This window comes from Sulfurivermis fontis, assembly GCF_004001245.1.
In the GTDB taxonomy this organism is placed as follows: domain Bacteria; phylum Pseudomonadota; class Gammaproteobacteria; order Thiohalomonadales; family Thiohalomonadaceae; genus Sulfurivermis; species Sulfurivermis fontis.
Window position 1 is genome coordinate 321754 of sequence record NZ_AP018724.1, and the last position, 13400, is coordinate 335153.

Genomic DNA, 13400 nt, shown 5'->3' on the forward strand with positions numbered 1-13400 from the left:
AGCAATTATATTGCGTAATAATTTGAATCGGCGCCATAATCCACTTGTTACTTGCAACTTGTCACTTGGAACTGACCTTCATGGAACTCGACCGCTACGACCGCCGCATCCTCGAACTCCTGCAACAGGACGGCCGCATCAGCAATCAGGAACTGGCCGACCGCATCGGCCTGTCGCCCTCGCCCTGCCTGCGCCGGGTGCGTGCCCTGGAGGAGTCCGGACTGATCCTCGGCTACCGCGCCCTGCTCGACGCCAAGGCCCTCGGCCTCAGCCTGATGGCGCTGATCCACATCTCCATGGACCGCCACACCCCGGAGCGCTTCGCCAATTTCGAGGCGCGGGTCGCCGCCCTGCCCGAGGTGCTGGAATGCCTGCTGATCACCGGCCAGGACGCCGACTACCAGCTCAAGGTGGTGGTGCGCGACATGGAGGCCTACCAGGAATTGCTGCTCGACAGGATCACCCGCATCGAGGGGGTGAGCGGGGTGCATTCCAGCTTCGTGATGCGCCGGGTGGTGGACAAGACGGCCTTGCCGGTTTGAGGATTAGTTCGAGTTTCGAGTTTCGAGTTTCGAGTAGGGTGCGCATTGCGCACCCGGCCTCGACCGGCACCAGAGGTGCGCGGTATCGGTATGTGTCGCAGGAGCCGAGTCCTCTCGGCGAATGAGGTTTGGCCTTACGCCGATTCGCCCACGGAGTGGGCTCCTACATTTCCGGCGCTACGGTCGTTCGCTGCGTTTCAAGGTGAACTTCTCGCCAAACAAGACCGGCCGATAGCTCATCTTCACCCGGCGCAGGTTTTCCAGGCCGAGGTCGTCGCCGACGTTGAGGTAATCGCAGTCGGCGAAGGTGCGGGCGAATTCGCGGAACAGGTATTGCGCCGCGCCGGGGATGGCGAAGTCGGTTTTCTCCACCAGCACGCTGGCCATGTTCTTGCTGATGCGCTCGCCGAAGGTGAAGCCTGCGAGCCGTTCATCCACCAGCAGGCACAGTCCCTGCAGGCCCAGCGCGTCGTAATGGGCCAGCGCCTTTTCTATTCCCTGCCGCTCCAGTTCAACACTGGCGATGAAGTCGGCCACGGCGGTGCCGTGCAGCCCTTCCAGGCGCGCGCGCATCCACTTGCTGAGCAGTTCGCGCAGGCCGTTCCAGTGGTGGCGGCTCAGCGGCTCGATGCGGTGGTCGGGGTGGGCGCGGCAGAACTGGTTGATCTCGCTGCGCTTGGTCTTGTAGCTGTTGCCGCGCAGTTCGATCAGGTCGGCGGTGCGGTAGATATAGTCGGGAAAGGCCGGTTCCAGTTGCCAGATGCCATCGAGGTGCGGCGAGCGGCCGTCACCGTCCAGCTCCAGCAGGCGCGCGAATTCCGGGCTGACGTAATCTACCCGGCTGTCGTCGGCTGTGTGGTTGTAGCTGTCCATGATGTCGACGCAGCTACGCAGGGCGCGCACCTGATTCTGCGCGCTGCCGATGGGCGGCAGCAGCATGCCGAGCTGGTTGCCGTTGAGGCTGAACAGGCAGAAGCAGTCATCGATGATTTGGTAGAAGCCGCTCATGCGCGACAGCCACATGAAGTTGTTGGTGAAGCTCAAGTCGGCGACGAGGAAGTCACAGGCGCTGACGTGGCTGTCGAACAGCGGTTTGGCGTCGATGCTCAGCGGCAGCAGGCGGTGTTCGCCGGCGGAGAGAAAGCGCTGTGCGGTGGTGCTGACGGGGAGAGGTGCTGCGGGCCGGACGTTGGCGGGCGCCGGGCCGAATCTATGGGGTTCCGAGGTTTCGGTACTGCCGATCTCAAGGTTGGCGCGCATACACGCTCCGCAAAGGACCTCTTGTTACTGAAGGGGTGTCGAGGATCAGACCGGTCGGTCTGTCAGGAGGGGCCTCGCAGCCTCCTGCCCCGGACGCCGCTGTTATAGCGGAGCGGCGGGCGGAAAAGAAGGGGGTGAAAAAATTATTTTGGCCGCGGGAATGCGCGGCGCGCGGTCAACGCCAGTGCAGGAACGGCGCCAGGGTGAAATACAGGATCGCCAGGATGATGGCGGCGTAGGCCAGCAGGCGCAGCGGGTCGCGCAGGAAGCGGTCGACCAGGGTTTCGCCATGGCCGCGCTCCCGGCGGGCGGCATAATCGGCGCGGGCCTGCCGGCTGCGCTGTTCCTGGTAGTCGTCGATGAGGCGGCGAGCTTCCTCCTCGTGGTGGGCGTCTTCGTCGCGCAGCCAGATGGCGGCGACGGAGATGCCCCAGCGCCCGGCCTGGGTCTCGTAGAAATCGATGTGGTGTGCGTCGAGCAGGGCGCGGACTTCCTCCGCCTCGTCGTCGGGCACGCCATTGAGACGAAACAGCAGGATCGGCATGTCAGGGGGCCGTGGCGGCATGTTGGATGGTCAGGCGCAGGGTATGGCTGGCTGCCGCGTCCCAGTACAGGTAGGACTGGCAGACCTGTTTGCTGGTGTCCGATTCGAGGCGCTCCTGCGGCAGTCCGGCAAAACGGCCCGCCTGCAACGGCTGCTCCGCCTCCATGCGGCGCAGGGGCTCGTCGCCGGCGGCGGCATACAGCTCGACAGCGTCGAGGGTGGTCGCGGCGGGCACGCTGGCGCACAGTTCGATGCGGGCCGGTTGTTCTTCCGTGCAGTCGGCGCACGGCGGCAGGGTGGCGCCGACGCTGACGCTGCCCCTGCCCTGACCCGAGGCGAGGGCGAGATGCTCCAGCCGGGCCGCGGTGGCATTGAGCTGGTCGAGTTTGGCGTTGAATTCGTTGCGCACCAGCTCGACCTCCTTTTTCTTGCCGGTATTGAAGTACTGCGCCAGGGCAAAGCCGCCCACCGCCGAGGCAACGAGCAGGACGATCACGGCAACGATGGGGCCGCGCCGAGCCTGCTGCGTCACCGGCTGGCCGCGCTCACGCGCCTTGAGTTCCTTGCGCCAGGCCATGCGCAGTTGGATCAGCGCGGCGGTGATGGTGGCGGTGGCGCCGATGAGCGAGGCGATGAGCGCCGCCACCGGCATGGTGATATTGCTGATTTGAAGGTCCATGCAAGATTCACCCGCGCAGCGGGCTCCTACGGAAACAGGGCGCTGCAACTATACAACGAAGCGGATGCAACGGTGAGTGGCGCGGCTGTGATGTCGTCGGCGTTGTGGCCGTCAACGGCGCTGGCCACCTTGTCCTGCAGCGACTGCTCGCGGTCGGTGCGGGTGCCGACGGAGATGAAGGTCTGGATGCGCGGTGCCCCCAGGGCATGCACCGCCTCGTGACAGCGACGGATGGCGGCGAACACTTCGTCCCACTCGCCCTCGATATTGGTACCGTTGGCATGTAGTTCGTGATGCAGTCCGGCCGCGTCCAGCACCTGCCCGCAGGCGGCGACATAGCGCGAAACGGAGACCTCGGTGCCCACGGGCACCACTTGCAGATTGACCAGAACCTTCATGCCTGTTCTCTCTTGTCGCCGGGTTGGTCGGCTGCAGCCGACCCTACATTAGCCGTTTTGTAGGGCCGGCTTCAGCCGGCCGGGCCGTGCTTACTTCCCGCTCAGGTAGCGCGCCACGGCCTCGATCTCCATCTCCGTAAGTTTGGAGGCGATGGAGTGCATGATGGCATTGTCGTTGGTGCGCTCGCGGCTGTTGAAGTCCTGCAACTGGGTGACCAGGTAGCGCAGGTGCTGGCCGGCAATGCGCGGCAGTTTCTCGGTGCCGGCGCCGTCCTCGCCGTGGCAGGAGGCGCAGGCGGCGACACCGGACCATTTGTTGCCGTTGTGGTAGATATACTTGCCGACGGCGGCGAGGTCGGGATCGGAGACGCGGTGGGCCTGCGGCGGTTTGCTGCTGAAGTACTGGCCCAGCGCGGCCATCTCGGCCTCGGTCAGGTCGGCAGCCATTTCATTCATGGTGCCCTTGCGCCGTCCGCTCTTGAAGTCGGCCAGCTGCTTGGCGATATAGGCGGCATTCTGGCCGGCCAGGCGCGGATAGATGGCGCTGGAGCTTTCACCCTCCATGCCGTGGCACAGCTGGCACTTGGCGGTGACGATTGCCTGGGCACGGGCCAGGTCGGCGGCATGCAGGCTGCCGGCAGCGAGCAACAGCACGGCGGCGGAGAGGAGGGGGCGCAGCATGGTGGTAACTCCCGACAGAAAGACAATGAGGTAATGCGAGCTTAGACCATCTTGCCGCTGGGCGGATCAGCGGAACAGTTCGACAAAACGGTTGAACAGCTGGCGGTCGAAGTGGTTGGGCATCTTGTCGCGCATCAGGGTCAGCGCATCGAACGGCGTCATCGCCTTTTTGTAGGAGCGCTCGGCGGTGAGGGCGTCGAACACGTCGGCGATGCAACAGATGCGGCCGTAGATGTGGATCTGGTCGCCCTTGATGCGCTTGGGGTAACCGCCGCCGTCCATCAGCTCGTGATGCTCCATGACGATGATGCGGCACTCTTCGCTGAGCGCGTCGGCGTCGCGCAGCAGCTTGTAGCCCTGGTAGGGGTGGATGCGCATGCGGCGCATCTCGGTCTCGTCCAGCCGCGCCGGCTTGTTGATGATCGCAGCGTCCACCTTCACCTTGCCGAGGTCGTGCAGGAAGAACCCGGTGCCCAGCTCCTGCATGTCGTGGCCATTGGAGTTCTTGAACAGAGCCTTGGCCAGCATCAGGCTGGTGAGGCCGACGTTGACGGAATGGGTATAGGTGTAGAAATCGTGCGCCGTGATGCGTAGCAGATTTCTGGCTGTCTGATCGTCGCGCAAGATCAGGTCACTGACCGAGCGGATGGCCTCCTTGCCGGCGCGGATGTTTTCCGGGGCCGGCGCATCCAGCAGGCGCAGCATCATCTCGCGGCTGTGCCGATAGACCGCCTGGGCCTTCTGTTCCGGCGCCAGACGCTGGTCGTGCACCGCCTCGCGCAGTTCCGCCGGCACCAGCGTATCCGGATTCCAAAGCGGCGGCGGCGCATCCTTGGGGTCGAAGATGGTATCGCTGTGGCTGACGTACTCCAGCTCGCCGAGGGGCTCCGGGGGCGCCGGCGGCGGCACGTCGCTGCGGGCGAAGTCTACCGTGACTTCACGCAGGCCGTGGGCACGGATGGCGGCGATCTGCTCCGGCGAGGTGAGCTTGAATTTGCTGCGCAGGAAGTCGTGCTCGGTCCACGACAGCGGCAGCTCGACATACATGCCGACGCGCAAATCGCTGACCGGGATCTTTTGTTTCATGGCAGTCCGCCGCTCGATCCGCTTACTCGTCGGTGATCAGAATGAAGGCCGCCTTGGTGGCGCCGCACTCGGGGCAGACCCAGTCGTCCGGAATGTCCTCCATGCGCGTGCCCGGAGCGATGCCGCCATCCGGATCGCCCAGGCGCTCGTCGTAGATATAGCCGCAAACGTCGCACAGGTAGCGCCGCATGGAGAACCTCGGGATGGGTCGGAGAAACTGCCTGCCTCTAATCTAACAGGCTTGCGGTGTGAGTAAAACACCGACGCCGGCGTGGCGGGGCAGGATGGCTGTGCGAGGATTATGGGACTTATGGCTGCCATAAGGCGGGAGCCGTACCGGCCGGAAGCTGGCGTTCAGAGCAGAGAGTTCAACCGCCGGAACCCGTGGCACGTCCTGCTATTTTGCCACGGCAAAGGCAAAGCCTTGACCAGGGCATGGCACTGTTTCATAGTCCGAGCCGTTCAGGGATGCTCAGGGAAGCGAACGGATGCAAGCACTCTCAGCCATCGATAGGCTCGCGGACCGCACCGCATCAAGGTGCCGGAGCCGGTCTTTCCCCCACCAGAGCGTCCACTGGACTGCGCACCGCCAAGCCGCCACGCTGCAAGACGTGGGTATATATCTGCGTGGTCTTCACGTCCCGGTGGCCCAACAGCTCCTGAACGGTGCGAATATCGTAGCCCGCCTCCAGCAGGTGGGTCGCAAAGCTGTGTCGGAGTGTATGAGGCGTGGCGTGTTTGTGAATCCCCGCTGCGCGCACCGCTTCCTTGAAGGCCTTCTGAATCGGGCTCGGGTCCATGTGGTGGCGCTTCTCACGTCCCGATACCGGGTCCTCGGAGCGGTTCACCGAAGGAAACAGGTACCACCAGCCCACATCAAAGGGGGCGTTGGGATACTTCCGGTCCAGTGCGGTGGGCAGAGAAACCTCGCCAAACCCGTCCGCGAGGTCCGCGTCCCGCACCCGCTGTGCTTCACCGATCTGCTCCTGTATCGCGCCCTTCAGCGATTCAGGCAGCGGCACGAAGCGATCCTTTCCGCCCTTGCCGTTACGGACCAGGATCTGGCGGTAGCCGAAATCGATGTCCTGAATGCGCAAGCGCATGCATTCCATCACGCGCAACCCGGTTCCATACATCAAACTCGCCATCAGCCAATACTGGCCGCGCAGACGAGCAAGGATCGCGGCCACCTCGGCCCGCGTCAGAACCACCGGGGCGCGTGCCGGCCTCTTCGCCCGCACCACATCGTCAAGCCAGCCAATGTCTATCCCGAGCACCTTCTGATACAGGAACAACACGGCACTGAGCGCCTGGTTCTGCGTCGACGCCGATACCCGCCGCTCAACCGCGAGCGCTGTCAGGAACCGCTCCACCTCAATCTTCCCCATTTCACGGGGATGACGTGTCCCCGAATACCGGATGAAATATCGAATCCAGTACACATAGGCCTGCTCGGTGCGGTAACTGTAGTGAAGCGTGCGAAGGCAGTCCCGAACCTGCTGCAGCAGACGCGGCGGCTGATTTTGCGAGGGGGAAGGCGACAGGCCAGACATAATGCGCTCCTTGCATATCCATGGCGTAGATGTGTATGTATATACACCATGTGGGCCGCGATAGGCAACTGCCGCTCGGCATATTGCAGAGCAGGAGCTGTAACGTGTTGAATTCTGGTAACCAACCGCCATCCACGGACCGCCACTATGCGGCGCATATTCCATTTTCGCTGCTATGCAGTTGTTCAGCGGCATATCAGCGGTCGAAATTCACACATGAAACAGTGGCAATCTATTGATGTTGAAAGTAATATCGGAATTCAGCGCGGGCATCCTGTCCGCATATGCGGCGGATAATTCGCCGAATAGTAGTTGTGCAGATATTTAACCAAGGGAGCAGTTCATGAAAGAAGAAGATTTGAAGGATCTATATGGGAAGAGCGAAGTAGCCAAGGCTTTCCTCGACCATATGGCTTCCAGGCAGAGGGCGCAGTCAGAAACCAAAGTCGACCGTATTCTCCGCGTGCTGAATGATGAGGGTTTCGAGTTTTCTCGGGGCGATATCGTCGATTTGTTTCAAAAGCTAGAGGAAATCGAATGCGGCCAATTTGTCGTCGGTCGCCACGGCTGGCCATCGAGGTTCGTTTGGAATGCCAGTTCCCTCACGGTATCAAGAATGGCAAGTGGTGAAGGACCGGAATTAACTGAAATTGAGGAAAATGAGGAAGCAGAGGAATTGCCGGAGGAAGAAGAGGAACTGTTGACACACACCTTCAATCTACGTCCCGATCTAACCATCACCATCGATCTTCCTCAAGACTTGACGGCAAAGGAAGCCGAACGCTTATCTTTATTTGTTAAAAGCCTCCCAATGGAAGAGTTCGAGTAGGGCACAACAATTGGTTGCACCCGACCCGCAAAAGCGGCGCGGTTTTGGTAGCATGATTCCGCCTGGGTGTGGGCCGCTTTTGCGGTCGGGTGAACCAAACGTTAGGGCGAAAAAAGGAAAGCGGAAATGGAAGCTGAAAGCCTAGCCTCTCAAATGTTCATCTCATGGGCTCCGATGTCAGTCTATTGGCTGATCTGGTTCATTATTCCCGGTGCTGCCGCCGCGTACTACGCGTATCAAGATGGAGTCAAACGGATGCCTTTGGCTATGGGGGTTCATCCGGGTTGGTGGGCTCTATTCTGCTTCATCAGCGGTGCTTGGGGTCTACTCGCTTATTGGGTGATGCACCATTCGTCTCTGGTAAAGGTAAACTCCGGTGAGTAATCCGATTTCTCTCAGCAGCGCATCAGCCCTAACTCGGCGCTCCACCCGACCGCGTGCCGCTTCGCGGCCCGCGTCGGGTGAGCTTGGACGTTAGGCCAATAAAGGGAGGTAGAAAGAGCGGTGAAGAAAAGCATCTTGATCGGCATGGTCGCAATGTCACTCGCCGGGTGTTACGAGCAGGCCCCTACGGGGCAGGCATGCCTAGGAGCAGACAACGACTCGCTTGTAGAGGGGCTGGGTCGCATCTGCAAGAAGGGTGACATCGTTGCGACGAAAAACCCAGCGCATTTCTGTGACTTCAACTACTCCGTGGCCTTCAATGGGTACAATTCCGCTTTCTGCGTGTACGTTGGGGAGCAAAGAGACTCTAGGGCGAAGTAGATCTGTACGTAAACTCAGAAGGAGAAAATAGAGTGAAATCTAGAATCGTTACTTTCTTTTCGGCGGGTATGCTCCTTGCCGCTTCCGCAGTTAGCTCAGCTTACGCTGCCGAATATCTTGGGCTGGGACTTGGAGATCAGACCCGAGACCAAGTTATCGCTTCCTTGAAAAAGTCTGGGGCGCGTTACGAAGACAATTATGGCTACAAGGGATACGGTGGCGACCTCCCAATGATCAAGGTGACGTCGTTCGAACGATTCAATAAATTTGGCTCTGTTCGCGAGGCGTGGCTCAGCTTCGCTCCCGACAAGAAGCTGTATGATATTTCCGTAACTTGGTCCGATACTGGGGAAACCTTTAAAACGCTGAAAGACGCATTGGACACGAAGTATGGCGCTGCATCTCCCCAAGGTAGGGGATTTCAGCAAGATTACAAGTATCGGGATGGCAATGTCGATATCGTCCTAAATCGGAATACGTTCGGCTTCGGCAATCAGCAAAGTACATCGTTGACGTACACCTTTACGCCTGCGTTGCAGGAGGTGCGAAAGATGAAGGAGCTGATTGAGGACGACATCCGTCAAAAGAACGCCAAGAAAGCTGCGTCTGACTTATAGGCATAACAACGCCATCAACTCGGACAGCGGAAAGCGGCGCTCCTTCGTCGCCCCGCTTTCCGCTGCCGGTTATGGCGAACGTTAGGCATGCAGAAATGACCCTCGGCGAATATTTCGGCTTAATTGGTCTCGGTCTGCCCGTCGGCCTGCTCCTACTTGGCTTACTCCACGGGCCTGATAGAGCAAAAACTCGTCATTCTGTTACCAATTGGAGCCTTGCATTTGGCGGCCTGTCGGTAGTTCTCGGTGGTATTGCGGCACTCAGCCATATGGAGTTTCCAGCAACCAAAGGCGCTTTGGGCATGCTTTTCGTTGGGCTTCCTGCATTTCCTGCAGGCCTCATGCTGCTATTGCTTGGCGGCTCCACCAAATCCGCCTCCGAAAGTGAGCACAATGGCCAAGCCTAACATTCCGGTCGAGGCGCGGCTTCGCCGCTGGAACGCTCCGCCGGCAAGCCGGCTCCGCGCCCCTCACCTTGCACGTTAGAGGCATGAGGTACTCATACGGAAACGGGCCACAGTCCCTGGCTTTTGTTATATATGCAGGGTTGGCAATATTGTTGGGGCTCCCCTTTTTATCGGAAGGAGACGAAAGGCTGGAAAGGCTGTGGGAAATTTATATGACCCCCATGTTTGATGAAGAGCCCATTTTTCCGCTGGTCTTCGCTGCGGTCACGTCACTCGGGTTGAGCCTGGTTTATTTCAGCAAATGGTTTTCTGAATTCAGTTCTCGCCCTTCTACTGGGCGTGTTTGTGCCCTGTTATCTATCATCTTGCTTCTTAATGCTCTCATTAACTTTAGCCACCTTGTCGTCTATGGATTTCTCTTTGCGACCTTTCCTACCCTCTGGGCCTGGTGGCGCTCTGACCCAGACGATAATTGGTTATGAGCAGACCGCCTCTAACACTTCGGTCAAGGCCTCTCCCTCCGGTCGCTGGACGCTGCGCGATAAAGCGCCGCGCAGCGCCCCTTACCTACAACGTTAGCCGTCATGGTTTTTCAGAAAGTAACCTTTGATCGCTTGTTTCCCGCAGCCTTAAGCGGAACAGGGCTTATGAAATACACAAGTTTCGGATTTGAGGCCGCGGGGAAACGTTATTTCTCTGTAAAGGTTCCAGGAAGGCCGCGAATCGATCAAGGCATGACGGTCATTGCGCTTCTTGAAACGCCAAACGGTCTCCGTGAAGATAATGGCCTTTTGGGCTGGGTCGATTGCCGCGATGGTTCTATCGTCTGCGATAGTATCTTCGGGTATGCCGCTATGTTTTTATTAAGTACCTTTTGGGCAATTGTGTTTCCGTTCTGGGCGCAGAATGTCATCACAACTCCCGAGAGCGCAAAAATAGCCGGTTTCTTCATTACTCTGCTATTTTGGGGCTTTGCTTTTCAAGCGCTATATATCTCGGTGAAGGCTCTTCTTGTTAAAAAAGCACTCGAAACCGTTCGCAACTTCATCCAACAAACCACTGCGGAGGCTACGGCTAACACTGCGGTTGAGAGGGACGCTTCGCCGCGGGGCGGCTCGCGCCCCTCACCTTGAACGTTAGCACTTTATGAATCATCTCGAACAACTCGTTGCTGAGTGGTATGAATACAGAGGATATTTCGTCCGCCGGAATATTCAGGTTGGGCCTCGTGCGAATGGTGGCTACGAGTGCGAGCTTGATGTGGTGGCTTTTCATCCTGGGCAACAACACCTGGTTCACATCGAGCCATCTATGGACGCGCACTCATGGGCAAAGCGTGAACAGCGTTATGGCAAAAAGTTTGAAGCCGGGCGGCAACATATCCCAGCGCTGTTCGACGGCATTAGCTTACCCAAGGATATTGAGCAAATTGCACTCCTTGGGTTTGCCAGCAATGCGAACGTAAAGACACTCGCAGGTGGTCGAGTAATGACAACCTCCGAGCTATTTGCAGAGATCGTTGATGGGATCGGAAACAAGAAAATTGCCAAGGCGGCGATCCCAGAGCAGTTTCCGCTGTTGCGAACTATTCAGTTCGCCAGCGAGCACCGTCATGCCGCTGGCTGGTGCTAACAAGGTGGTCAACGGGACGCCAACTACGCTGCGCTCCGTTGGCGCCCATTACCACTGGCGTTAGGCGGCAAGGAGAAATCTGTGGAACTTGAGAGTTGGGGTGACTGGAGCGAATGGGAAAATCTCCTTCGTGCTGATTTAAGCCGGATTCCCGATGGTCCTGGTGCTTATATGATTGCCGCTAAGAGCTCAATAAACAGAGCCTACGGAACGGACGAAGAGGGGATTTTGGATGTGGGTGAATCTGGTCGTTTGAGGCATAGGATAAAATCCTTCATTGCGTGCGCAAATGGAAATAGGCGCTCGGGACACATGGCGGGCTGGAGATTTAATCGCTTTAAATTTGATTCCAAGTTTCCGTTGGATAGTTTGTACTTATCGTGGCATAGAACGGAATCAAAGGAGGAGGCTTATAAGCTTGAGGAAAAGATACTGGAGTCTTACCTTGAGCAGCATAGTGAACTGCCGCCTCTTAACTACAAGTATAACTGGGCGAGCCGTAATGCCTAACAATCGGCTGCACCGGATAAATTTCCGCTGTCATCTTTTGTGCATGGGGCCGCACAAAAGCCGCCATCAAAAATTTACCCGGTGAGCCGGGCGTTAGAGCTCAGTATAAAAATGAGACATTTCCTGGCATTCATCTGTCTTGCTGTGATTCAAACGGCAAGTTATGCCGCTAATGATGAAGTATTGGATTTATTGCGGCGTGATCTGGGTGAGGCAATAGAAGTTGAAGGGAATAATGAAATTAGATATTGCCCAGACAACACTTGTGACTTATACAAAATCACTACACCACACAATGATTTCAGTTCCTTTGTCTATTTACATCTATTTTATGAGTCGGGATATATCTATCTGAACGAATCATTTGGTGAAGACAAGCCGTTTCGTAAGGTGGCAGTTGAGGAATCGAGGATAAGAGGCGCTGTAAGTCATTACTGCCAAGCGACACCTGTTACACCCAAGTGCATATTGAAAGGCATGCAAGAGCAATTAGGCATATTGGTCGGTTCAGGTAGGTATGACGAAGGCAGTTTCTGTTATGGATTTTCTGAAAATGAAAATATCTGCAAAAAGCTCTAACAATTCGCTCGTGTGGGACGCTTCGCCGCGATGCGGCTCGCGTCCCACAGCTTAGGCGTTATGCGTACGCAATAACGCTGTGAATCTTCTTTTTGTCTGTAGCGAAAACCGGCGCGCAGCTGAATAGGTGTTCCGAAATACTGCCCATCTCACCCCTCATCCCAGCCTTCGCACTGAGGGAGAAGCGGAAACCGGTGGGCAGTATTTCGGAACGCCTATTTAACCACCTCCCTCATTTATTGAGCGTCCCGAACCAGAATCCGGTATTGCGCTCCAGGAATTCGTCCCAGCGCATGTAGTGGGAGCCGTCGCAGGAGAAGTTGAGGCCGACCATGCCGTTGACGATGTTGAGCGAGCCGGCGCGCAGGTAGACGTTTTCGTCGGCGAAGCGCAGGGTGCGGAACATCTCGAACACCGGCATGACCTCGGCCGCCGGCACCACGGCGCGCGGGTGGTACGGACGGCGCGGATAGGCCAGGCAGGTGTTGGGATCGGTGAGCTGGTCGATGGTGAGCAGACGATAGACGAAGGGATCGTCCACGTGCCAGATGGTGCCGCGGCTGGAGGAGAAGTGCAGCTTGCCGTGGTAGACGCCGTGCTCGATGATGAGCTCGTTCATGATCGGCAACACCTTGTCCATCTGCCGATCCATCAGGCTTTCGGCGCGCTGGTGCTGGAAGATGCTGCTGCGGATCGCCGGGTCGCCCTTGATCTGGCGCCAGGTGTCCGGCTCGCGGTACAGGCCGCCGGTGAGCGGCAGCTCGCGCAGGTCGTAGTCGGCACCGAGAAAGCCGATGCGCTGCCCGGCCGCATCGCGGATCACCTGAATGGCGGTGAGTGACGGACGCTTTTTGTTGCGGCTGATGTAGGCCTCGGACAGCTTGAAATCGGTGCTGCCGATGATGCCCTGCATGTAGGGGCGGTCCATGCGGTGGCGGCCGAAGTGGGCCGCGTCGTGGCCCTGGGCGGTGATGTTGTCGGTGATCTGCACGCCGTCGGCATCGAGGATGTACAGATGCTTGCACTGCGCCAGTTCAGGCAGTGCCTGTTCCAGCAGAAGCTCCAGTTGTGCGCGATCAGTGATGGCCATGGCACAGCGCTGTGCCAGTGCGTGCATCGCCTCGGCGAGCAGGCCGGTGAGCAGTTCGCGCTGGCGGCGGATGCTCTCTTCCAGGGTGGGTGTGGTCAACGGCGTATTCCTCTACGCGGCTCGTTCGGCGCTGCATTCCGCACCGCCCATTGCATAATCGCGTTACACATCCGGCAGTACGCATACAGGCGTAACTCGGTGTTGCCACCGGGGATACTGGCGCTGTCG

At 58.5% G+C, this 13400-nt stretch carries 18 protein-coding genes and 1 pseudogene; 10 read left to right on the forward strand and 9 right to left on the reverse strand.

Annotated features, from left to right (window positions below; genetic code table 11):
- Positions 1 to 80: 80 nt before the first annotated feature.
- Positions 81 to 542, forward strand: a complete 462-nt coding sequence (locus tag EP379_RS01660; protein WP_172600344.1) for an Lrp/AsnC family transcriptional regulator — start codon at positions 81 to 83, stop codon at positions 540 to 542.
- Between the two features lie 177 nt (positions 543 to 719).
- On the opposite strand, the gene EP379_RS01665 is transcribed toward EP379_RS01660, so the two are convergent.
- From EP379_RS01665 to EP379_RS01700, 8 genes and pseudogenes are all read right to left on the reverse strand, one after another.
- Positions 720 to 1802: a DUF2156 domain-containing protein gene (locus tag EP379_RS01665; RefSeq protein ID WP_127475126.1), complete on the reverse strand. Its 1083-nt coding sequence runs from the start codon at positions 1800 to 1802 to the stop codon at positions 720 to 722.
- Between the two features lie 175 nt (positions 1803 to 1977).
- Positions 1978 to 2346: a DUF6164 family protein gene (locus tag EP379_RS01670; RefSeq protein ID WP_127475129.1), complete on the reverse strand. Its 369-nt coding sequence runs from the start codon at positions 2344 to 2346 to the stop codon at positions 1978 to 1980.
- A gap of 1 nt (position 2347) precedes the next feature.
- Positions 2348 to 3025 (reverse strand): hypothetical protein, encoded by a 678-nt coding sequence (locus tag EP379_RS01675; protein ID WP_127475131.1) that lies wholly within the window; start codon positions 3023 to 3025, stop codon positions 2348 to 2350.
- Between the two features lie 110 nt (positions 3026 to 3135).
- Positions 3136 to 3423 (reverse strand): annotated as a pseudogene (locus EP379_RS01680) (MTH1187 family thiamine-binding protein); the annotation flags it as partial.
- A gap of 90 nt (positions 3424 to 3513) precedes the next feature.
- Entirely contained in the window at positions 3514 to 4104 is a 591-nt protein-coding gene (locus EP379_RS01685; protein ID WP_127475136.1) for a c-type cytochrome, read from the reverse strand.
- Positions 4105 to 4170: 66 nt separating this feature from the next.
- Positions 4171 to 5190: a cyclic di-GMP phosphodiesterase gene (locus tag EP379_RS01690; protein ID WP_127475139.1), complete on the reverse strand. Its 1020-nt coding sequence runs from the start codon at positions 5188 to 5190 to the stop codon at positions 4171 to 4173.
- 22 nt (positions 5191 to 5212) lie between these two features.
- On the reverse strand, positions 5213 to 5380 hold the full coding sequence (locus EP379_RS01695; protein WP_127475141.1) for a rubredoxin: 168 nt from the start codon (positions 5378 to 5380) through the stop codon (positions 5213 to 5215).
- A 343-nt stretch (positions 5381 to 5723) separates the two neighbouring features.
- Positions 5724 to 6743 carry an integron integrase gene (locus EP379_RS01700; protein WP_127475143.1) on the reverse strand — a complete coding sequence of 340 codons (1020 nt, stop codon included), beginning with the start codon at positions 6741 to 6743 and terminating at the stop codon, positions 5724 to 5726.
- Positions 6744 to 7086: 343 nt separating this feature from the next.
- On the opposite strand from EP379_RS01700, the gene EP379_RS01705 reads away from it, so the two are divergent.
- The 9 genes from EP379_RS01705 to EP379_RS01750 all read left to right on the forward strand — a co-directional run bounded on the left by EP379_RS01705 (position 7087) and on the right by EP379_RS01750 (position 12082).
- Positions 7087 to 7572 carry a hypothetical protein gene (locus EP379_RS01705; protein WP_127475145.1) on the forward strand — a complete coding sequence of 162 codons (486 nt, stop codon included), beginning with the start codon at positions 7087 to 7089 and terminating at the stop codon, positions 7570 to 7572.
- A 126-nt stretch (positions 7573 to 7698) separates the two neighbouring features.
- Entirely contained in the window at positions 7699 to 7956 is a 258-nt protein-coding gene (locus EP379_RS01710) for a hypothetical protein (protein ID WP_127475147.1), read from the forward strand.
- 413 nt (positions 7957 to 8369) lie between these two features.
- On the forward strand, positions 8370 to 8954 hold the full coding sequence (locus EP379_RS01720; protein WP_127475149.1) for a hypothetical protein: 585 nt from the start codon (positions 8370 to 8372) through the stop codon (positions 8952 to 8954).
- Positions 8955 to 9049: 95 nt separating this feature from the next.
- Positions 9050 to 9361 carry a hypothetical protein gene (locus EP379_RS01725; RefSeq protein WP_127475151.1) on the forward strand — a complete coding sequence of 104 codons (312 nt, stop codon included), beginning with the start codon at positions 9050 to 9052 and terminating at the stop codon, positions 9359 to 9361.
- A 212-nt stretch (positions 9362 to 9573) separates the two neighbouring features.
- Positions 9574 to 9843, forward strand: coding sequence for a hypothetical protein (locus tag EP379_RS01730; protein ID WP_127475153.1), 270 nt, complete (start codon positions 9574 to 9576; stop codon positions 9841 to 9843).
- A gap of 102 nt (positions 9844 to 9945) precedes the next feature.
- Positions 9946 to 10494 (forward strand): hypothetical protein, encoded by a 549-nt coding sequence (locus tag EP379_RS01735; RefSeq protein ID WP_127475155.1) that lies wholly within the window; start codon positions 9946 to 9948, stop codon positions 10492 to 10494.
- A 13-nt stretch (positions 10495 to 10507) separates the two neighbouring features.
- Complete coding sequence (locus EP379_RS01740) at positions 10508 to 10993, forward strand: hypothetical protein (RefSeq protein WP_127475157.1); 486 nt, start codon at positions 10508 to 10510, stop codon at positions 10991 to 10993.
- A gap of 81 nt (positions 10994 to 11074) precedes the next feature.
- Positions 11075 to 11503, forward strand: a complete 429-nt coding sequence (locus EP379_RS01745; protein ID WP_127475160.1) for a hypothetical protein — start codon at positions 11075 to 11077, stop codon at positions 11501 to 11503.
- Positions 11504 to 11614: 111 nt separating this feature from the next.
- The gene (locus tag EP379_RS01750; protein ID WP_127475162.1) at positions 11615 to 12082 is read left to right on the forward strand and encodes a hypothetical protein; all 468 of its coding nucleotides are present in this window, start codon (positions 11615 to 11617) and stop codon (positions 12080 to 12082) included.
- 232 nt (positions 12083 to 12314) lie between these two features.
- On the opposite strand, the gene EP379_RS01755 is transcribed toward EP379_RS01750, so the two are convergent.
- Complete coding sequence (locus tag EP379_RS01755) at positions 12315 to 13271, reverse strand: PDC sensor domain-containing protein (RefSeq protein WP_127475165.1); 957 nt, start codon at positions 13269 to 13271, stop codon at positions 12315 to 12317.
- Positions 13272 to 13400 lie beyond the last annotated feature (129 nt).